19 protein-coding genes are annotated in these 20,080 nt (G+C 70.5%); 13 read left to right on the top strand and 6 right to left on the bottom strand.

All coding sequences use genetic code 11. From position 1 onward, the window contains the following. Positions 1 to 108: 108 nt before the first annotated feature. The 6 genes from RNL97_RS28465 to RNL97_RS28490 all read right to left on the bottom strand — a co-directional run bounded on the left by RNL97_RS28465 (position 109) and on the right by RNL97_RS28490 (position 4,778). Positions 109 to 285 (bottom strand): hypothetical protein, encoded by a 177-nt coding sequence (locus RNL97_RS28465; protein ID WP_158690724.1) that lies wholly within the window; start codon positions 283 to 285, stop codon positions 109 to 111. A gap of 326 nt (positions 286 to 611) precedes the next feature. Next, entirely contained in the window at positions 612 to 1,142 is a 531-nt protein-coding gene (locus RNL97_RS28470; protein WP_030582592.1) for an excalibur calcium-binding domain-containing protein, read from the bottom strand. 191 nt (positions 1,143 to 1,333) lie between these two features. Continuing rightward, positions 1,334 to 2,548: an acyl-CoA dehydrogenase family protein gene (locus RNL97_RS28475; protein WP_030582589.1), complete on the bottom strand. Its 1,215-nt coding sequence runs from the start codon at positions 2,546 to 2,548 to the stop codon at positions 1,334 to 1,336. A gap of 4 nt (positions 2,549 to 2,552) precedes the next feature. Next, on the bottom strand, positions 2,553 to 3,026 hold the full coding sequence (locus RNL97_RS28480; RefSeq protein ID WP_313751355.1) for an SCP2 sterol-binding domain-containing protein: 474 nt from the start codon (positions 3,024 to 3,026) through the stop codon (positions 2,553 to 2,555). Between the two features lie 72 nt (positions 3,027 to 3,098). Beyond that, positions 3,099 to 3,362 carry a hypothetical protein gene (locus tag RNL97_RS28485; protein WP_010058123.1) on the bottom strand — a complete coding sequence of 88 codons (264 nt, stop codon included), beginning with the start codon at positions 3,360 to 3,362 and terminating at the stop codon, positions 3,099 to 3,101. 201 nt (positions 3,363 to 3,563) lie between these two features. Next, complete coding sequence (locus RNL97_RS28490) at positions 3,564 to 4,778, bottom strand: helix-turn-helix domain-containing protein (RefSeq protein WP_030582582.1); 1,215 nt, start codon at positions 4,776 to 4,778, stop codon at positions 3,564 to 3,566. Positions 4,779 to 5,588: 810 nt separating this feature from the next. Between RNL97_RS28490 and RNL97_RS28495 the strand changes: the two genes are divergently transcribed. The 13 genes from RNL97_RS28495 to RNL97_RS28555 all read left to right on the top strand — a co-directional run bounded on the left by RNL97_RS28495 (position 5,589) and on the right by RNL97_RS28555 (position 20,058). Further along, entirely contained in the window at positions 5,589 to 6,524 is a 936-nt protein-coding gene (locus tag RNL97_RS28495; RefSeq protein WP_030582579.1) for a hypothetical protein, read from the top strand. A 224-nt stretch (positions 6,525 to 6,748) separates the two neighbouring features. Beyond that, positions 6,749 to 7,405, top strand: coding sequence for a hypothetical protein (locus RNL97_RS28500; RefSeq protein WP_030582576.1), 657 nt, complete (start codon positions 6,749 to 6,751; stop codon positions 7,403 to 7,405). Between the two features lie 415 nt (positions 7,406 to 7,820). Beyond that, entirely contained in the window at positions 7,821 to 9,338 is a 1,518-nt protein-coding gene (locus tag RNL97_RS28505) for a DUF6801 domain-containing protein (RefSeq protein ID WP_313751356.1), read from the top strand. 601 nt (positions 9,339 to 9,939) lie between these two features. After that, on the top strand, positions 9,940 to 10,926 hold the full coding sequence (locus tag RNL97_RS28510) for an ABC transporter ATP-binding protein (RefSeq protein ID WP_313751357.1): 987 nt from the start codon (positions 9,940 to 9,942) through the stop codon (positions 10,924 to 10,926). Beyond that, positions 10,923 to 11,798 (top strand): MlaE family ABC transporter permease, encoded by an 876-nt coding sequence (locus RNL97_RS28515; RefSeq protein WP_030582568.1) that lies wholly within the window; start codon positions 10,923 to 10,925, stop codon positions 11,796 to 11,798. The genes RNL97_RS28510 and RNL97_RS28515 overlap by 4 nt, the downstream gene beginning before the upstream one ends. 3 nt (positions 11,799 to 11,801) lie before the next feature. Then, the gene (locus RNL97_RS28520) at positions 11,802 to 12,605 is read left to right on the top strand and encodes an MlaE family ABC transporter permease (protein ID WP_313751358.1); all 804 of its coding nucleotides are present in this window, start codon (positions 11,802 to 11,804) and stop codon (positions 12,603 to 12,605) included. Next, positions 12,605 to 13,903 carry an MCE family protein gene (locus RNL97_RS28525; RefSeq protein WP_313751359.1) on the top strand — a complete coding sequence of 433 codons (1,299 nt, stop codon included), beginning with the start codon at positions 12,605 to 12,607 and terminating at the stop codon, positions 13,901 to 13,903. Before RNL97_RS28520 ends, RNL97_RS28525 begins: the two co-directional genes overlap by 1 nt. Then, positions 13,900 to 14,931 carry an MCE family protein gene (locus RNL97_RS28530; RefSeq protein ID WP_030582557.1) on the top strand — a complete coding sequence of 344 codons (1,032 nt, stop codon included), beginning with the start codon at positions 13,900 to 13,902 and terminating at the stop codon, positions 14,929 to 14,931. The genes RNL97_RS28525 and RNL97_RS28530 overlap by 4 nt, the downstream gene beginning before the upstream one ends. Further along, complete coding sequence (locus tag RNL97_RS28535; RefSeq protein ID WP_030582555.1) at positions 14,928 to 15,947, top strand: MCE family protein; 1,020 nt, start codon at positions 14,928 to 14,930, stop codon at positions 15,945 to 15,947. The genes RNL97_RS28530 and RNL97_RS28535 overlap by 4 nt, the downstream gene beginning before the upstream one ends. A 1-nt stretch (position 15,948) precedes the next feature. Continuing rightward, on the top strand, positions 15,949 to 17,124 hold the full coding sequence (locus RNL97_RS28540) for an MCE family protein (protein WP_030582552.1): 1,176 nt from the start codon (positions 15,949 to 15,951) through the stop codon (positions 17,122 to 17,124). Next, complete coding sequence (locus RNL97_RS28545; RefSeq protein ID WP_030582549.1) at positions 17,121 to 18,308, top strand: MCE family protein; 1,188 nt, start codon at positions 17,121 to 17,123, stop codon at positions 18,306 to 18,308. Before RNL97_RS28540 ends, RNL97_RS28545 begins: the two co-directional genes overlap by 4 nt. After that, complete coding sequence (locus RNL97_RS28550) at positions 18,305 to 19,540, top strand: MCE family protein (RefSeq protein WP_030582546.1); 1,236 nt, start codon at positions 18,305 to 18,307, stop codon at positions 19,538 to 19,540. Before RNL97_RS28545 ends, RNL97_RS28550 begins: the two co-directional genes overlap by 4 nt. Then, positions 19,537 to 20,058: a hypothetical protein gene (locus RNL97_RS28555; RefSeq protein WP_030582543.1), complete on the top strand. Its 522-nt coding sequence runs from the start codon at positions 19,537 to 19,539 to the stop codon at positions 20,056 to 20,058. The genes RNL97_RS28550 and RNL97_RS28555 overlap by 4 nt, the downstream gene beginning before the upstream one ends. The last annotated feature ends 22 nt before the right edge of the window (positions 20,059 to 20,080 follow it).

The raw sequence follows: 20,080 nt of genomic DNA on the forward strand, positions 1-20,080 counted from the left end.
GGCTCCCCTCGTACGAGGACCCGCGCCGCACCCGCTGTACGGAGACCCGCGCCGCAGTACGGGGGGACCCGCACGGCCGTTCCGGCGGGCGCACCCGCCGCCGTACGGTCAGACGGCCTCCGTGGAGCTGCCCCGTACGGCCGCCACCCACTCGACGAGAAGCCGCTCGTACTCCCGGCGGCCCTCCGGCGACACCACACCGCCGTCCGCGACCAGAGCGCGGATCTCCGCGTTCAGCTCAACCATCGGGCGGGCAGGCGTCGGCTCGGTCGAAGTGGAGGTCATGTGAAGAGGCTAGTGGCACGGAGCCGGTCCGCGGGCCTGTCGAACATGTGGAACCCGCCACGGTCGGCCTGCATCCCGACGGCGCGGCGACGCCGGACCGCTGTCCCGGGGCCCGGTGAGCCTCTTCACCTCGCCGCCACGTCCCGCCGCGACCGGGCGGTCCGAACCCCCGTTGCCGCACGTGGATGGCGTGTGGCGGTGCGCCGGGCCCGTCCCGACCCCTCGGTGGAGGGTGGGGTGCGCCCGGCCGGGGACGCGACGCGCGGGCTTCCCGTCCGGGGACGGTGTACGCGTCCGGGGCGACGAGAATCACATGTCTGCGGAACCTATTCGCAGCCCACCCCGTCGCCGTCACGGTCCAGATGCGGCCCGTACCCGGGCTGGCCGGAGCGGATGGGTGAGGCGCCGGCGGCGCGAACCGCATCGCAGTTCTTGTAGTACGCCGACGTGCCGCCCGAACCCCCACCGCTACCGGTGGCCTCGTCGTCCCGGGCGACGGGCTTCTTCGCGGGCTCCGCCTCCGGGGGAGCGGCGGTGACCGTGACCCGTACCTTCTTGACCTTCGTGACGGTCGGGGCCGGCTCCGGGGCCGCGGTCACCGTGACCTTCGCCGTCTCCGTGACGGTGACCGTCGGCCCGGGCTTCGCCTTCGCCGCGACCGTGCGCACTTCCTGCGGCTGTTCACCCGTGGCACCGATTCCGACGCCGAGCACGAACAACGCGCCGGCCGCCGGGAGTACGACACGCTTCCGCGCCCACCGCGGTCCACCCGTGGAAGACGGCGGCGGCGGTGTGAAGTCGCCGCCCCGGCCCCAGCCGGGCCGACGCGACGGGTGCTGCGGACTGTTCCAATCCATCATCCCCCCAAGGGCTGTGCGGAAGCCCGACCGTAGCGACCCGGCCGGGACCGGGGGAGCGACTTGTTCCGGTGGTGATGGAGTTGTGACCAAAGAGCGGGGAAGGTGTGGGTGCGTAGCCGGGAAGGAGCCCCGGGAAGCTGGGAGTTCCCCGTCTGCGGGGCCCCACCGCGCGGCACGGCCTCCCCGCCTCAGCGAATGTGCCGCCCCGAGATCGCCCGTGCGATGACGAGGCGCTGGATCTCGCTGGTTCCCTCGAAGATGGTGTAGATCTTGGCGTCGCGGTACATCCGCTCGACCGGGTGCTCCCGGCTGTAGCCCGCGCCGCCGAGGATCTGGACCGCCTTCTCCGTCGCCGCGACCGCGAGTTCGCCGGCCCGCAGTTTCGCCATGGAGCCCTGGCCCGCGTCGAAGGTGCGGTCGTTACGGGCCATCCAGGCGGCCTGCCGGATCAGCAGGCGTACGGCTTCGATCTCGGTACGGATGTCCGCCAGCGCGAAGGCGATCGACTGGTTCTCGATGATCGGCCTGCCGAAAGCCTCGCGCTCACCGGCGTACTCCAGGGCGTATTCGTAGGCGGCCCGCGCGATGCCGAGCGCCTGCGCGGCCACCGTGGGGCGGCTGACCTCGAATGTGGCCATGGCCGCCTGGCCCTTGGCGGGGCCGCCCTCGCGGGCCCTCGCGAGGCGGGCGTCCAGCTTCTCCTTTCCGCCGAGCAGGCAGTGGCCGGGGACGCGGACGTCGTCGAGGAAGAGGTCCGCGGTGTGCGAGGCGCGCAGGCCGAGCTTCTTGACGGTGCGGCCCGCCGTCAGGCCCTTGGTGGCGGGCGGCACGATGAACGCGGCCTGCCCCCGGGAGCCGAGCGAGGGGTCGACCGAGGCGACGACGACATGGACCTCGGCGATGCCGCCGTTGGTGATCCACGCCTTCTGGCCGGAGATCACCCACTCGTCGGCCGCCTCGTCGTAACGGGCCCTCGTCGTCATCGCGGAGACGTCGGACCCGGCCCCCGGTTCGGAGACGCAGAACGCGGCGACCTTCGGGTCGTCCTCGTCGCCGAAGCACTGCGGAACCCACTCGGCGAGCTGGTCCGGAGTACCGGAGGCGAAGATTCCGGCGACTGCGAGCGAGGTGCCGAACAGGGCCATGCCGATGCCCGCGTCGCCCCAGAACAGCTCCTCGTTGGCGATCTGGAGGGAGAGACCCGTGGGGTCCCCGTACAGGTCGGCGAGCGATTCGAAGCCGTAGAGACCGATCCGGGCGGCCTCCTGGATCACCGGCCAGGGGGTTTCCTCCCGGGCGTCCCACTCGGCGGCGGCCGGGCGGACCACCTGGGCGGCGAAGCCGTGCACCCAGTCGCGCAGGTCCTGCTGTTCCTCGGTCAGGGCCAGGGAGAAGAAGCTCATGCCCTCACGCCCTCGGGATGTCGAAGTAGCGGGTGAGGCCGGACGCCAGGCCGACGTCACCGGCGACCCTGAGCTTGCGCGTCATGAACATCGTGACCGGATTGCCGTTGCCGGAGACGAGCTTGAGGAACTCCGCGTCGGCCATCACCAGCGTGGTGCGGGGTTCGGCGTCGGAGCGGCCCGCCGTGACCCGGCAGGCGCCGTCGGCTATCGCGGTCTCGTAGACCGCGTCGCTCTCCCCGGTGATCTTCCAGCGGATCAGGGCGGTGAGGCCGCCGGCCGCCTCGGACCGGAACTGCTGCCGCATCCGGCCGAAGACCTCGCCGAGGATCCGGGTGCGCAGGTCGCCCCGCATGACCTCGGCGAGCTGCCTGGCGGACAGACCCTTGACGATCCGTGCGAACTCCTCGGGGGCGACCGCCGCGAAGTCGAGCGCGGACAGGTCGTCGGTGAGGTTGCCGCTGCTGTTTCCGTCCACGCCAACTCCTTACTCCGAAGTAAACTTACTTGGGAGTAAGGTAAGGGGAGCGGTGGCGTCCCGCAAGGCCGGTCAGAAGGGCGATCCGGGCAGCACGGCGAGGTGCGGGTGGTGCGCGGCGAGCACCTTGTTGGCGCGGGCCAGTTCGGACAGGGCCTGTTCGCGGTCGGCCTGGTCCTCGACGCCCAGCCGCGGCCCGCGGAACCTGCGGACCTCACGGGCCGCGCAGTCGGCGTCGAACTCCGCCTGGAGGATGTGCGGCGGAATGCACGAGCCAATCAGCGCGGCGACCCGGTCCGGGATCGGCACGGGGACGAGAAGGTGCGAGGCGGTCATGGGGCTTTCCCTTTTCGGTGGTCGGCCAGGAGGCGGTGCACGGGAGCCGTCGCCTGACGGGCGGCGGGCTCCCTCCTGTGTACGGGACGCGGTTCCGGGTTTCTCGCCGGATACGTCTCCGTGTCGCAACCGTTTGGGACTGACCGTCTATTTCGCCTTACGCGCCGGTAAGTTGACCCGCCGCGCCGAACGTGATCCGGATCAGGGGGATGTGCCGGTGGCGCGGGAGCGCAGCCGCAGCGCGCGCAGCACCGCCTCGGTGGCGAAGCGGCTCTCGGGATCGACGAGTTGGTCACCGAAGATGGTCTCCAGGCTGCGCATGCGGTAGCGCACGGTCTGCGGGTGGACATCCAGCAGCGCGCCCATCTGCGCCGCGGTGCCCCGGGTGTCGAGCCAGATCCGCAACGTCTCGACCAGCCGTTCCCGGCGGGTCGCGCTGATCCCCGCGACGGCGGCCAGCTCCCGCTGGGCGAGCTGGTCCAGCAGGGCGGGGTCGGAGAGCAGCCACAGGGTGAGGAGGTGGTCCTCGCAGCGGATCAGCGGAGCGTCGTCGATCACCCCGGAGTCGACGAGCTCCAGCACCCGGCGGGCCCAGCGGATCGACTCGCAGGCCAGCGCCGTGGGGACGGTCAGCCCGATCGCCATGCGCCCGGCCGGCAGGGCCTGGGCGAGCATCGATCTTCGTGCGTCGTCCAGCGCTCCGGGGACGAGCAGGTGCGGCTGCGGGGCGCTGAGGTCGACGAGAAGGTCACGGTCCGCGTTGAGCCGGTCCAGCTCCGCCGGGGCGCGGACGGCGATCAGCGTCACCTCCTCGGGCAGCGTCCACCCGGTCTGCTCGCACAGATCGGCGATGGCGCTCCCGGGGGCCGGACGGCCGGCGAGGATCAGATGGAGCAGTCGGCGGCGCAGCGCCTCGCTGTGCTCGCCCGACTGGGACTGCGCCTCCAGGAAGCCTTCCCGGGAAAGCGATTCCAGTTCGTCGACGTAGGCGAAGAGCGCGTCGGCGAAGCTCAGCATCAAGGTGGGGGAGAGGTGGTAGCTCTGCCCGACCTTCTTGGCCCGCCGCAACGCCACCCGCGCACCCAGCCGGTACGCCCCCTGGAGGGTGTCCATGCTCCGGCCCTCGTACGCCTCGAACCGTCCGAAGCGCCGGCACATGTCGTCCCGGAGCGTGGTCGGGGAGGAGGGCTCGGCCACCAGGTCGACGAAGGAGGCGAGGCTCTGCTCCACGCCCACCCTGATGGCCTGGCCGTTCGGTCCGTCGAGCAGCCGGGCGTATTCCGGATAGGCCCGGGTGACCTCGACGCCGATTTCCTTGATGAGGCTGGGCAGTTCGGGCCGCATGATCGCCGCGAATTCCTGTGGGAGCGGCCCGAGCGGGTCTTCGGTATCCAACGGCTGTATGAGATGTGGCATGACAGATCCCCTTGCTCCCGGCGCCCGGTGGTGGGGTGAGACGGTGGGGGGAAAGCGCTCCCACGAACCGACAGGTGCGTACCAAGTCCGCGACGAAGATAGACCAAGGAACAGGTACTGCACACCACTTGGACAAGATCGACGTGCAGAGGGCACACATCTCGGCCCCACTGTGCGACTTCCGTGCAGGTCGGGCGCTACTGCGCGCTTTCGGACAATGAATTTCGGCCGCCCGCTCAAACGGTGACAACAAAGCGGTTCTGCTGCCGCCGAGTTGGTTTCGGCATGGTCCGGTCGGACCCGGACGGGCCGGGGAGCGGTCGGGTGTACGGGCGGCTCACCACGGCGAACGCGGTGGACCACCTTCTCCTGGGTGGGGATTTCAAGCCGCCCTGGCCGAATTCCATGCCGTCCGCCGGAGAACGGAAGCTGGACTTCCGTGTCTCCCGGGGTGTCGGCGCCGCCTGCGCGCCGCGCGCGGGGTTCCGGCCGACGGTGCGTAATTCGCTGCCTCCGGGTGCGCATTCCTTGATAAGGGGAGCATGCCCCGATGCTCATTTACGGATCAAAAAGAGTGCGGTGCAAAGAATCTTAGCCGGACGGATTGTGTCGCCCGGTTTCCCGCGAGTAACATCACGCCTCGATCAATTCGGTCATGAAATCTGCCCGAAATTTGATGCTCCGATCCTCCGCCCCCGGGCCATCCGAGGCCCCAACGCCGCCGACGGTCGTCGCGGTGCGGGCATGCGTTGCAGAACCGGTCAACTTCGTGCACGAGGCCGCGCCACGGCGGCCGACAGAGGGGACGACATGAGATCCGTTTCCAATCGAACCCGCGTAGGTCTGCTCGCGGCGTTCACGGCATTCAGCGCTGTGCTCTCCACCGGCTCGGCCACCGCCGCCACCCAGCTCAACGGCGACTGGGCGCCCTTCGACCGCTGCCCGGTCGACGCGCCCGCCATGCTGGCCGCCGACGGGGTGAACACCATCGCCACCTGCATCGCGTCGAGTTCGGCCACCGGCTCCATCACGCTGGGCAAGAGCGTGGTCTCCACCGGCCACACCGATCTGCAGCTCGGCGTCGTCCAGCGCGCCGACGGCACCGCCTCGCTGGTTGCCCCGCCCGAAGGGGCCCTGACGGCGGACCCGGCCGAGATTCCCGGCGGGCTGCTCGGGCTGATGTGCCCCAGCGGAATTCCCGTCGTATCGGGAATCTGCCGTCAGTTGACGGACAACAATCTCAACCGGGTGACGGCCACCATCGAACCGGCCGGAGCACCACGCGACTTCAATATGAGCGCGGCTTTCTCCACCGGTGAGCCCATTCTCACCATCCCGGTGCGTATCCACCTCAAGAATCCGTTCCTGGGTGACAAGTGCTACATCGGGACCACCGCCAACCCGGTGCTCCTCAAGCCCCGGAACGTGACGGCGCCCACCCTCTCGCTCCAGCGGTTCGCAGCCGACGGGACGCCGAACGACGACGAGGGCGAGATGGGGCGCTACACCTTCGACGGCGCCGACCAGGGCGACGCCACGTTCGCCGTACCGGGCGCCAGCGGTTGCGGAGCCGGGCTTCTGGACTGGGCGGTGAACCTCAAGACCGGTCTCCCCTCCGCCGCCGGGAAGAACAGCGTGTCGCTGGACGCCACCACCACATACTTCGGCAGCCCCTACGACCCCGCCGGCCTCGCGCCGAACGAGGGCCGGAAGCTGTCCGAATTCTGGCACTCCGCGAAGCGGTAGGCCGTCCCCCTCCATCCCTATGAGGAGGTGATGCGGCAACCGCCCCTCACGTCCTGGTCCGCGCACGGCAGGCCCCTGCTCGCGGACCCCGTCGCGTGCCGCACCGTCCGGCACCCCGTGGACCCGCCGAACGCCGCACCGTCCGGCCCGGCGGACACAGCGCACGAACCTCTCCAGTCACGTTCAGCCGAATCCCCAACGGGACGAGAAAAGGGAGTACCCCCATGTTCAAAAGAACTGGTGTCCTGACCGCCATCGGTGCCGCCGCGGCATCCCTCGTGCTGGCCGCCCCGTCGGCCGTCGCCGCGCCGACCAGCTGGACGATCAGCCCGACCGGCGCCTTCAAGGGCACCGCCGGAGTGACCGTCCTGACCGACAACAACGGCAACAAGATCCAGTGCGCGACCTCCGCAGCCTCCGGCTCCGCGCCGACCTCCCCGGTCGCCGGGAGCCCTGCCAAGCTCGCGTCCATCTCGGCGATCTCGTTCAACTCGCCGTGCACCGGACCCTTCAGCTCGACCTGGACGGTGACCACCACTCCGCCGTGGGAGATCTGGGGTCTGGACTACACGGCGGGCGCCGGCACCAACTCCACGGGCCAGGTGACCGGTGAGATCAGAGCGATCAAGGCGAAGGTGTCCGGGAGCAGCATCCTCGGCCCCTGCACCTTCGACGTGACCGGCAAGGTCGCGGCCAAGTACAACAACCCGACCGCGGGCGGCAGCAACGGGACCCTGAACACCGCGGGCGGCGGGCTCACCCTGGCCATCGCCAACAAGGTCGGCGGCGGCTGCGGCATCGTCGGCACCACCGCGAGCTTCCAGGGGCTGTACACCATCATCAGCACCGCGACGAACAAGTCCCCGGTCATCAGCGGCTGATCCCGCCCCGATGACGTACCGCGTCTGAACGTCGTGCCCGGCCGTGCGCACCCGACGGCCGGGCACGATTTCGCGCACCCGCCGACAAGGGCGCGGCGGCGGATTGTCACCCGCTGCCAAAGTCCGCGCGCCGGTGATCCGCTCGGGGACCCGGCCCTTCCCACAGGGTCGTCGGCGTGCGTACCGTACCCGTCGGTAGGGCTCGTCCGAGGTCCGGCCGCGGCAGGTCGGAGCGGGGCCGAACCCCGCTCGCACCCGTTCGGAGCAGGGCCCGGCCCCGCCCCGACGCCCGACCCGCCCCGAAGTCCGCCCCGCGGCCCGCACGGCCGCCGCCCGCAGAGCCGCCGCAGCCCACCGGACCCGCTCCGCAGCCGCCCGCCCTCTGGGCCCACGCGCGCCGGAAGGACACATCCGTATGACCGTCGATGCACGCGCCGCAGCGAGACGACCGATCCACTGGGCCGTGGGCGGGGCGCTCGTCGTCGCCACCGCACTCGTTCCCAGCGCCGAATCGGCCGCCGCGGAACAGAAGTCAAAGGTCGCCCTCCGCTACACCTGTCCCTTCCCCTCCGGGCCCGAGGAGGCGGACGTCGTCGTCTCGGCGGTGCTTCCCACCTCGGCCCGTACGGGCGAGGAGATCCGCCCCGCTCAGGTGGCGGTGGAGGTGACCCTGCCCCCGACGGCGCTCGCCCGGTTCGGGGACCTGGACGCCGCCACCCTGTCGGCCGTCGCACGGCTCACCGTCCGCAACAGCGTCGGCGACAAGTCCGCCGACGCCTCCTGGCAGGACCTGACAGCCCCGCCGGCGGAGCTGCCCCCGCCGGGCGAAGGTGAAGGCGAGGGCGACGACCAGGGCGCACTGACCCTCACCGCGACCGGGGACGTGCCGACGGTCGCCTTCGGCAGCCCGGGACGCGCCACGCTCGCTGCCGGCGCCCTCGACCTCGCGCTGACCTCGCTCACGGAGGCCGGAGAGCCGACCACACCCCCGGGGCTCGACGTCGCCTGCGCCCCGGCCCCCGGCCAGGAAGCGGAACTGGCCGCCATCGCGATCCGCGGCGATCAGGACCCCACCGCCCCCGCACCCCGTCCGGGGGAGAGCGGCCCCGCACCGGAGCCGACCCCCACCCGCCCGGCCGAGGGGCTGCCGCCCACCGCACGGGAGAAGATCGACGCCCTCACCGAGAAGCGGCGCGAAGCCCTGGAGGACGACCCGGGCAGCTGCCCGATCGAGATCCCGCCCGAGTGGGTGATGACCACCGCCGAGACCTACGCGGCCGGCTACGCGAACGCCGCCAAACTGGACGGCGCGGCGGCGCTGGGGCCCGCGTTCATGAAGGTGGTGCTCAACAAGCGCTACATCAACGACTCCTGCGCCTCCACCGTCGACGTCAGCTCCGAGGTGAACTTCGACTACGAGGGGAAGCGCCAACTCCCCCCGACGAAAGCCACGTTCCTCAGCTACGGGTTCATGCCGACCACCGCCACCATGACGCTGGAGCAGGTGGGCCCCCCGGCCGCGATCCACACCCACACGGTCACCAACACGCCGACCTACCCGGAGGAGACCACGGTCAGGGCCCAGCTCGTGATGCGGCTCTCCGATGTCGAGGTGAACGGCGTGCCCCTGGACGTGGGCCCCGACTGCCGCACCGAACGCCCCTTCGAGCAGGTGCTGAAGGGGTACGGCCAGAGCTATCCGCCGGCCGGCTACCTCGTGGCGTACGGCGGCACCCTGACCGGGTACGCCCACATCCCGCCGTTCGAGGGGTGCGGCGCCACCGAGGACCTCGACCCGATCTTCACCTCGGCCATCTCCAGCCCGGGCAAGAAGGCCGACAACTACACCAAGATGACCCAGGCGCCCCTGTGCGTGGCGACGAACCCGGAGGGTCCCGACTGCCCGCCGAGGAAGCCGAAGCCCGAGCGGTGAGCGGGGGCGGCGCGCCCCGCCGCCGGCTGAAAGGCCAACGAGCCCTTCCGGTTCCCCGGGACCGGAAGGGCTCATTTCTTGATCCCCGGGGCCGGGACCGGACCGGGTCGTGCCGGCCCCGGGCCCGGCCGCCTGCTGCCAGATTCCTCATCATCCGACAGGTTTGACAAGCGAATTGCTCACCCGCAGACAATCGGTGGCGCCCCGTGAATTCTCGCCGAGGAAAATCTGTACCCAGTATTGCGGAGTCAGGTTACCGGCCCGTAGCGTCCCAGATGTGCCGATCGAAAACGCCTGCGCACCTGCTCGTCGGGCATGCCCGGCCCCGGTTCGCTCCGCTCCGGTGCCGGGCCGCCCGGGATCGGACGCCCAGGGCTTTGCGCAGATTTCGACAAGGTGGGGAACCGGCCTTGTCACCGAATGACAAGTGATCCGATCTCCGCCCCGGTTCGTCGAAATCCGCTGTTCAACGGCTTGCCCTGGCGGTTTCGGCGGACATAACGTGCGCCCCCTGGTGCATGTGTGACGAGCCGCCGTCGCCTTTCTCAGAGCCGGAGCGCCAACCGATGAAAACGTTCACCGCCACTTCGAAGGAGGGCCGATGGGAATCGAAGTAGTCGTCGAGGGCCTGACGAAATCCTTCGGCAAGCAGAACATCTGGCAGGACGTCAACCTCACCCTGCCCGCCGGTGAAGTGAGCGTCATGCTCGGTCCTTCCGGAACCGGAAAGACCGTTTTCCTGAAATCCATCATCGGGCTTCTGAAGCCCGAACGGGGACGCGTCCTCATCAACGGCGTCGACATGGTGAACAGCCCGGAGCGCGACATCATGGAGACCCGGAAACTCTTCGGCCTCATGTTCCAGGACGGGGCCCTTTTCGGCTCGATGTCGCTCTTCGACAACATCGCCTTCCCGCTGCGCGAGCACACCCGCAAGAAGGAATCCGAGATCCGTCGCATCGTGATGGAACGCATCGACATCGTCGGTCTCCTCGGCGCCGAGGGAAAGCTGCCCGGCGAGATATCCGGGGGTATGCGCAAGCGGGCCGGCCTCGCCCGCGCCCTCGTCCTCGACCCCCAGATCATCCTCTGCGACGAACCGGACTCCGGCCTCGACCCGGTCCGCACCGCCTACCTCTCGCAGCTCCTCATCGACCTCAACGCGCAGATCGACGCGACGATGCTCATCGTCACCCACAACCTCGACATCGCGGCGACCGTCCCCGACAACATGGGCATGCTGTTCTGCCGCAACCTCGTCACCTTCGGCCCGCGCGAGGTACTGCTCACCAGCGACACCCCGGTCGTCTCCCAGTTCCTCGCCGGACGCCGGGAAGGACCCATCGGCATGTCCGAGGAGAAGGACGCCGCCACCCTCGCCGCCGAGCAGCTGGCCGACACCGTCCCGCCGGCCACCGGTCCCCGCACCGTCGTCCCCCAGCTGGAGCCCTCGCCCGGGATGCCTGTACGCCAGGGGGCGCTGCGCCGCCGGGAGCGGGTCATGTCGATGATGGGCCAGCTGCCGGAGGCCGCCCGCAGGGCGATCCTCGACAGCTACGCCCCGGCCGCGGGAGGTGCGCGCGCGTGACCGCCCCGATGCCGGTGCGGCCGCCCGAGCCGCCCGAGAAGCCCCCACCGGCCACCGGCTTTGAAGCCGCCGAAGCCCGTCCGGCGCCGGGGAAGGGCCGCCCGTCCCGGCTGCTCGCCCCACTCCGCGAGACCGGGAAGCTGTTCGCGCTCGCCGTCGCCGTGGCCCGCGCCATCTTCCGCAGACCGTTCCAGGTACGGGAGTTCATCGAGCAGTTCTGGTTCGTCGCGAGCGTCACCATCCTGCCCGCCGCCCTCGTCTCCATCCCGTTCGGCGCGGTCATCGCCCTCCAGGTCGGCTCCCTCACGCAGCAGCTCGGCGCCCAGTCCTTCACCGGCGGCGCCAGCGTCCTCGCGGTGATCCAGCAGGCGAGCCCGCTCATCGTGGCGCTGCTGATCTCCGGCGCAGCCGGCTCCGCGATCTGCGCCGACCTCGGCTCCCGCAAGATCCGCGAGGAACTCGACGCGATGGAGGTCATGGGCGTCTCGCCCATCCAGCGTCTCGTCGTCCCCCGGGTGCTCGCCACCATGCTCGTCGCCGTCCTGCTCAACGGGCTGATCTCGGTGGTCGGCACGCTCGGCGGCTACTTCTTCAACGTGATCATGCAGGACGGCACCCCCGGCGCCTACCTCGCGAGCTTCTCCGCCCTCGCCCAGCTGCCCGACCTCTACATCAGCGAGTTCAAGGCCCTGATCTTCGGCTTCATCGCCGGCATCGTCGCCGCCCACCGCGGCCTCAACCCCCGCGGCGGCCCCAAGGGCGTCGGCGACGCGGTCAACCAGTCCGTCGTCATCACCTTCATGCTGCTGTTCTTCGTGAACATGGTCCTCACGGCGATCTACCTCCAGATCGTCCCCGCGAAGGGGAGCTGACCCATGGCGATGCTCAGCTGGCTCGACCGATCGGGCGACCAACTCACCTTCTACGTAAGGGCACTCCTCTGGATCCCGCGCACCCTGCGCCGTTATCTGCGCGAGGTCCAGCGACTCCTGGCGGAGGTCTCCTTCGGCAGCGGCGGACTCGGCGTCATCGGAGGCACCATCGGCGTGATGGTCGCCATGACCCTGTTCACCGGCACGGTCGTCGGACTCCAGGGCTACGCGGCCCTCAACCAGATCGGCACCTCAGCCTTCACCGGGTTCGTCTCCGCCTACTTCAACACCCGGGAGATCGCCCCCCTGGTCGCCGGACTCGCCCTCTCCGCCACCGTCGGCGCGGGCTTCACCGCCCAGCTCGGCGCGATGCGGATCAACGAGGAGGTCGACGCCCTGGAGGCGATGGGCGTCCGCTCCATGCCCTACCTCGTGACCACCCGGATCATCGCCGGAGTCGTCGCGATCATCCCGCTGTACGCGATCGGGCTGCTTTCCTCGTACGTCGCCTCCCGCTGGATCACCATCTTCTTCAACGGCCAGTCGGCGGGCACCTACGACCACTACTTCCATCTCTTCCTCTCCCCGCAGGACGTCCTGCTGTCGGTGCTCAAGGTGCTGATCTTCAGCGTGCTGGTGATCCTCGCCCACTGCTACTACGGCTTCCACGCCACCGGCGGGCCGGCCGGCGTGGGTGTGGCGGTCGGCCGCTCGGTGCGCAACGCCATCGTGCTCATCAGCGTCACCGACTTCTTCCTCTCGCTCGCCGTCTGGGGCGCCACGACGACGGTGAAGGTGGCCGGCTGATGCGCACACCCAGCACACGCACGGTCCGCCGGCGCCTGGCCGGAGTCACCTTCCTGCTGGTCCCCGCCGTCCTGGTGTGGGTCTCGGTCTCCGTGTACGAGAAGGACTTCACCGACGACGCCACCGTCACCGTCCGCACCGGACCGGTCGGCAACGAGATGCACGAGAACGCGGACGTGAAGCTCCGCGGCGTCGTCATCGGGCAGGTCCGCTCCATCGCCACCGACGGTGACGGCGCCCGCCTCACTCTGGCCATCGACCGCGACAAGCTCGGCCAGGTCCCCGCCGACGTCACGGCCCAGATGCTGCCGACCACCCTCTTCGGCGCCCGGTTCGTCGCGCTCGTCCCGCCCCGCATCCCCGCCGCCACCACCCTGCGGGCCGGAGCCGTCATCCCGCAGGACCGCTCCAGCAACGCCATCGAGCTGGAACAGGTCCTCGACAACGTCCTGCCGCTGCTGACCGCCGTGAAGCCCGAGAAGCTCTCCGCCACCCTGGGCGCCGTCTCCCGGGCGCTGGAGGGACGCGGTGAACGCCTCGGCGAGACGCTGACCACGCTGGATCACCATCTGAAGAAGTTCAACCCCCAACTTCCCACCCTCAACGCCGACATCAAGGAACTCGTCAAGGTGAGCACGCTGTACGCGGACGCCGCGCCGGACATCCTCGACGCGCTGAGGGACGCCACGGTCACCAGCTCCACCCTCGCCGACGAGGAGGCGCGGCTCGCCGTTCTCCACGGCACCACCACGGCCGCCGCGCAGGACGTCACCTCCTTCCTGCGGGAGAACAAGGACAACCTCATCCGGCTCTCCGCCGCGAGCCGGCCGTCCCTCGAACTCCTCGCGGAATACGCCGAGTCGTTCCCCTGCACCCTGCGCACCATGGCCGGCTTCGTCCCGGCCATGGACAAGGCGCTCGGCAAGGGCACCGACGAGCCGGGGCTGCATGTGTCAGTCAAGGCTGTCCCCTCGAAGGGCGCATACATCCCCGGAAGGGACGCCCCGGTCTACAACGCCACGGGCGGCCCGAAGTGCTATTCGGTGCCGTACGTCGGCCGGCACGCCCCGACCGCCGACACCCGCCGGGCCGCCGACGTCACCGCGCCCCCGGCCACTCGGGGCGATGCCGGCGACGGTACCGACACCGCGCTCGGACTGCCCAACTCGCCCCAGGAGTCCCAGCTCGTGAACGAACTGGTCGCCCCCTCGCTGAAGGTCCGGCCGGGGGACCTGCCCGACTGGAGCAGCGTGCTCATCGGCCCGGCCTTCCGCGGTGCGGAGGTGAAGCTCAAGTGAAACGCCGCTCGCTCGCGGGACCGGTCACCAAGTCCCTCGTCTTCATCGTCGTCACCGTGCTGGCCACCACCGTCCTCGGTCTCTCCATCGCCAATACGGGCGTCGGCGACACCACCACGTACAGGGCGCGGTTCACCGACGCCACCGGCCTCATTCCCGGCGACAGCGTCCGGATCGCCGGGGTGAAGGTCGGCCAGGTCGAATCCGTCCGGGTCGCCGACCGGCGCGTAGCCGAGGTCGCCTTCGCCGTACGCAAGGGCCGGGACCTCCCCGCCTCGGTGACGGCGTCCATCAAGTACCTCAACATGGTCGGCCAGCGGTACGTCGACCTCGACCGGGGCGCCGGACCCGTCGGCAGGACCTTCGCCCCCGGGGACACCATCCCGCTCTCCCGCACCACCCCGGCCCTCGACCTCACCCAGCTCTTCAACGGCTTCCAGCCGCTCTTCGAAGGGCTGTCGCCGCCCGACGTCAATCAGCTCGCCGGCTCCATCGTCCAGGTCCTCCAGGGGGAGGGCGGCACCGTCGACAGCATCCTGCGGCACGTGGGCTCGCTCACCACGACCGTCGCCGCGAAGGACAAGGTGATCGGCGAGGTGATCACGAACCTCAACACGGTCCTCAAGACGGTCAACGACCGCGAGGAGGGCTTCGACGACCTCGTCGTCACCCTCCAGAAGCTCGTCACCGGATTCTCCGGCGACCGCAAACCGCTCGGCGAGGCCATCACCGCGATGGGCGCGCTCACCACCGTCACCGCCGACCTCTTCCAGGACGGCAGGAAGCCCCTCAAGGACGACATCCAGCAACTCGGTCGCCTCAGCGGACAGTTGGAGAAGGGCACCCCGCAGATCGAGAACTTCCTCCAGAAGACCCCGGCCAAGATGGCGGCCATCAGCCGGCTGACGTCCTACGGATCGTGGCTCAACCTGTACCTCTGCGAAGCGAAGGTCAGCGGCGTCACCCACGACGACGGCAGCAAGCCGCCCACCGGCATCGCGATCACCCAACCGAGGTGCCTGGCATGAGAATCACCCCCATCCGGGAACGCAACCCGGTCGCCGTCGCCGTCGTCGGGCTCCTCGTCCTGTCCCTCGTCGGCCTCATCGCCTGGCGCGCCGACGCCCTGCCCTTCGTCGACAACGGCACCTCCTACAGCGCCGACTTCACCGAATCCGCCGGACTCGACGACGGTGACGAGGTGCGCATCGCCGGAGTGAAGGTCGGCGAGGTCACCGGCGTCTCCCTCGACGGCGCGAAGGTCCGGGTCGACTTCCGGGTGAAGGACGCCTGGATCGGCGACTCCTCCACCGTGGGCATCGCCATCAAGACCCTGCTCGGTGAGAAGTACCTCGCCGTCGACCCCCTCGGCGACGCCCCGCAGGACCCCGGCTCCCGTATCACCGCGAGCCGCACCACCTCCCCGTACGACGTCACCCAGGCGTTCAACGGACTCGGCGAGACCATCGGCGAGATCGACACCGACCAGCTCGCCAAGAGCTTCGAGACGATCTCCGCCACCTTCAAGGACTCCCCGCCCCACGTCCGCAGCGCCGCAGACGGGCTCTCCGCCCTCTCCCGTACGGTCTCCGAACGCGACGCCCAGCTCGCCACCCTGCTCAGCAGCAGCAAGAAGCTGACCAAGACCCTCGACGGCAAGAAGAGCAGCTTCGAAACGCTCCTGGAGGACGGAAACCTCCTGCTCGGCGAGGTCCAGGCCCGCCGCGACTCCATCCATCTGCTGCTCACCGGCGCCCGCGACCTCGGCACGCAGCTCACCGGACTCGTCAAGGACAACGACAAGCAGCTCGGGCCGACGCTGGCCTCCCTCGGCCGCGTCACGGCCGTCCTGGTGAAGAACCGCAAGAGCCTGGACAAGGTCCTCGCCACGACCGGCTCCTACAGCCGGCTCGTCGGCAACACCCTCGGCAGCGGGCGCTGGTTCGACAACTACGTCTGCGGCGTCGTGCCCAGGAACTACCTACCCGCCGGCACACCCCCGGCGACCGGATGCATGCCACCCCGGCAGCAAGGGGGCCGCTGACATGAGACGCACCCGCATCACCGGCATCGGCGCCGGCCTCGCCGTCGTCGCCGTCGTGGCCGCCACCGGCCTGAGCGCCCTGGAGGAGGACGGGAAGACCACCGTCACCGCCTACTTCGACCGCGCCACCGGCGTCTACCCCGGATCCGACCTGCGGATCCTCGGCGTGAAGGTCGGCGCCGTCGACTCCGTCGAGCCGCGCGGCAAGGAGGTGAAGGTCGTGCTGCGCCTCGACCAGGGCGTCGACGTCCCCCGGGACGCCCACGCCGTCGTCGTCGCCCCCAGCCTCGTCGCCGACCGCTACATCCAGCTCGCCCCGGCCTACGACGGCGGCCCCCGGCTCGCCGACGACGCGGTGCTGCCCGCCGCCCGCAACGCCACCCCCGTCGAGGTCGACGAGCTGTACGCCTCCATCACCGAGCTGTCCACCGCGCTCGGCCCCAACGGGGCCAACGCGAACGGGGCGTTCGCCCGGCTCCTGGACACCGGGGCGAAGAACCTCGACGGCAACGGCAAGGCCATCGGGGACTCCATCGAGCAGTTCGGCAAGGCCACCAAGACGCTCGACAAGAGCAGCGGAGACCTGTTCGACACCCTGACGTACCTCCAGAGCTTCACCACGATGCTCAAGAAGAACGACGGCAACGTCCGCAGCGCCGAGCAGCAGCTGAACACGGTCACCACCTTCCTCGCCGACGACAAGAAGAACCTCAGCGCCGCCCTCAGGGAACTCGGCACCGCCCTCGGCCAGGTCAAGACCTTCATCGCCAAGAACCGCGGCTCGCTCAAGAAGAACGTCGAGGCCCTGGTGCCGATCACCCAGGCCCTCGTCGACCAGCGCGCCTCGCTCGCCGAGGCGATGGACACCCTGCCGCTCGCCGCGGGCAACGTCCTCAACGCCTACGACCCGGCCCACCGCACCCTCAACGGGCGGACCAACCTCAACGAACTGTCCATGGGCGGACCGCTCGTGGAGCCCGGAGCCGCCGCCGCGGTGAGCCGGCTCACCGGCCTCGCCCCCGTCGACGCCATCCGCCGCAAGGCGCTGCCCGTCCTGCCGCTGCCCGAGGTCGGCACGGTCTACGGCACCCCCGCGAAGCAACCCGGCAAGCCGCGCCAGGCCGGAAAGGCAGGCACGTCCGGCGGGACGGACCAGGAGAAGGGGGCCGAGCGATGAACGACGAGATCCGGCGCAGACCCGCCGCACGGGCGGCCGTCGGCGCGGTCGCCCTGCTCGCCACCGGCGCGCTGATCGCCCTGGTCGTGGTCCGCCCCGACGCCCCCTCCTTCACCGGCATCGAGCAGATCCCGCTGCCCGGCGGCGCGGACCTCGGCGACCGGCCGTACGAAGTCACCGCCGAGTTCGGCGACGTCCTCAGCCTCGCCCCGCAGTCCTCGGTCAAGGTCAACGACGTCTCCGTGGGGCGGGTCACGAAGATCGCGCTCGCCCCGGACGGCTGGCGGGCCCGGGTCACCATGCAGGTCAACGGCAAGGTCAAGCTTCCCGCCAACGCCTACGCCCGGCTCGAACAGTCCAGCCTGCTCGGCGAGAAGTTCATCCAGCTCGCCCCGCCCCCCGAGGGCACCGCACACGGGTCGCTCGCGAGCGGCGGCCGTATCCCCGTCTCCCGCACCAACAGGAACCCCGAGGTCGAAGAGGTCTTCGGAGCCCTGTCCATGCTCCTCAACGGGGGCGGCGTCAACCAGCTCAAGACCATCACCACCGAGCTGAACAAAGCGCTCGCCGGGCAGGAACCGCAGATCCGCTCCGTGCTCAACCGGGTCGACACCCTCGTGGCCAACCTGGACGAGAACAAGGGCGACATCACCCAGGCCCTCGACGGGGTCAACCGGCTCGCCACCACCCTCGCCACCCGCGACCAGGACGTCGGCACCGTCCTCACCGGGCTCAGCCCCGGACTCAAGGTCCTGGAGAAGCAGCGCGGCTCCCTGCTCACCATGCTGCGCTCCCTCGACACCCTGTCCACGGTCGCCGTCGACACCATCAACCGGAGCAAGGCCGACATGATCGCCGACCTCAAGGCGCTCGCCCCGACCCTCAAGGCGCTCGCCGACTCCGGCCAGGACCTCCCGAACTCGCTCCAGGTCCTGCTGACCTACCCCTTCACGGACGAGGTGCTGCGGGGCGTCAAGGGCGACTACCTCAACGTCTACCTGGACGTGACGGCCATGCCCGGCACGCAGATCATCCCGGCCCTCACCCCGGACCCCCCGGGGATTCCGCAGCCCCCGGCCGAGGGAGAGGAGCCGGCCGCGTCGACCCGGGGCGCGCTGCCGCTCCCGCTCCCGCTGCCCGCCGTGTCGGGCACGCCGAAGACCACGAAGGAGGCGACACCGTGATCACCCTCGCCGTCCGGCTGAAGAACCTCGCCTTCCTCGTCATCGCCGTCCTCGTCCTCGGCTACCTGGGCGTCCGCTACGCCGATCTCGGCCACTACGTCGGACTGCGCAGCTACTACACCGTCACGGTCCAGCTCCCGCAGACGGGCGGCCTCTACACCCACTCCAACGTCACCTACCGGGGCGTCTCCGTGGGCCGCGTCGGCCCCATCGAGCTGACCGAGGACGGCGTCGAGGCCGAGCTGCGGATCGAGAAGGACGCTCCGCGGATCCCCGACAGTCTCACGGCCGTCGTCGCGAACCTCTCGGCGGTCGGCGAGCAGTACGTCGACCTGCGGCCCACCCGCACGGAGGGGCCCTTCCTGGGCAACGGCTCGGTCATCGACGAAGCCGACACCACCATTCCCGCGCCCCCCACCGACGTGCTCACCAGCGTCGACGACCTGGCGAGCTCGGTGAACCTGGAGAGCCTGCGGACCGTCGTCGAGGAGTTCGGGGCCGCCTTCGAAGGGCGCGGCGACGACCTCCAGGTCCTGCTGGACACCAGCGGCGACTTCGTCGAGGCCGCGGACAAGGCCCTGCCGGTCACGACCCGGCTGATGGCCGACGGCGAGCAGGTCCTGCGCACCCAGGCCGAACAGGGCAAGGCGCTCAAGGGCTTCGCCGAGGGAGCCAGGGAACTGGCCGCCGAACTCAAGGGCTCCGACGCCGACCTGCGACGCCTCATCGCGACCACCCCGGACGCCGCCGTCCAGATCAGCGGACTGCTGCGCGACGTGGACCCGGCCTTCGGCGTCGTCGTCGCCAACCTCCTCACCACATCGGACGTGGCCGTCACCCGCCAACGCGGCCTGGAGGAACTCCTCGTGAAACTCCCCGCCGTCGCCGCCGCCGGGGCGAGCGCGGTCGACGACGACGGCGCCCGGTTCGGGATGTCCGTCACCTTCTTCGAACCGCTGCCCTGCACCGCCGGCTACGGCGGGACGGTCTACCGCAACGGGCTCGACACCTCGGCCGGGCCCGCGGTGAACACCGCCGCCCGCTGCGCGTCCTCGCCCGGCACCGGCATCAACGTCCGGGGCAGCGCCAACGCCCCCAAGGGCGGCCCGGTGCCGAAACCGGCCGTCCCGGGCTCGATGAAGCTGCCCGGAGCCGTGGACGGCGCGGCCGCGACCGCACAGCCGCCGGCCGAAGGCATGGCCGGGCTGCTGGGCCTGGGAGGCGGCTCATGACCCCGCGCACCCGGCACCTGGGCGGCTGGGCGGTCCTCCTCGTCGCCGCCCTGGTCTGCGGCCTGGGGGCGTGGTCGTACGGGCAGGCGCGCGGCGACCGCTCCCTGTCCTACGCGAAGGCCCGTGACACGGCTCTCACCGAGGGCGAACGGCATCTCGCGACGCTGAACAGCCTGGACGGCGAGAACGCGCAGCGGGTCGAGGCCGGGCTGCGGGCCTGGCTGGACTCCTCCACCGGTCCGCTCCACGACGAGCTGGAGCGGACCCGGAAGGCCGATGCGAAGTCCCTCACGGCGGCGGGCGACACGGCCCGGGGCAAGGTCACGTCGGCGGCGCTCACCACCCTGGACGAACGCACCGGTACGGCGGAGCTGATCGCCACCGTGGACGTCGAGGTCACCCCGCGTTCCGGCGCGGCCGGCACCCAGCGCAAACGGTTCGGAGCGACCCTCGCCCGTACGGCCGACGGCTGGAAGGTCAAGGCGCTCACGGCGATCGGGACGGGCGGCGGCCGATGAGAGCGAGCGGAGGAACGGCGAC

The organism is Streptomyces parvus (genome assembly GCF_032121415.1).
Classification (GTDB): Bacteria; Actinomycetota; Actinomycetes; order Streptomycetales; family Streptomycetaceae; genus Streptomyces; species Streptomyces globisporus_A.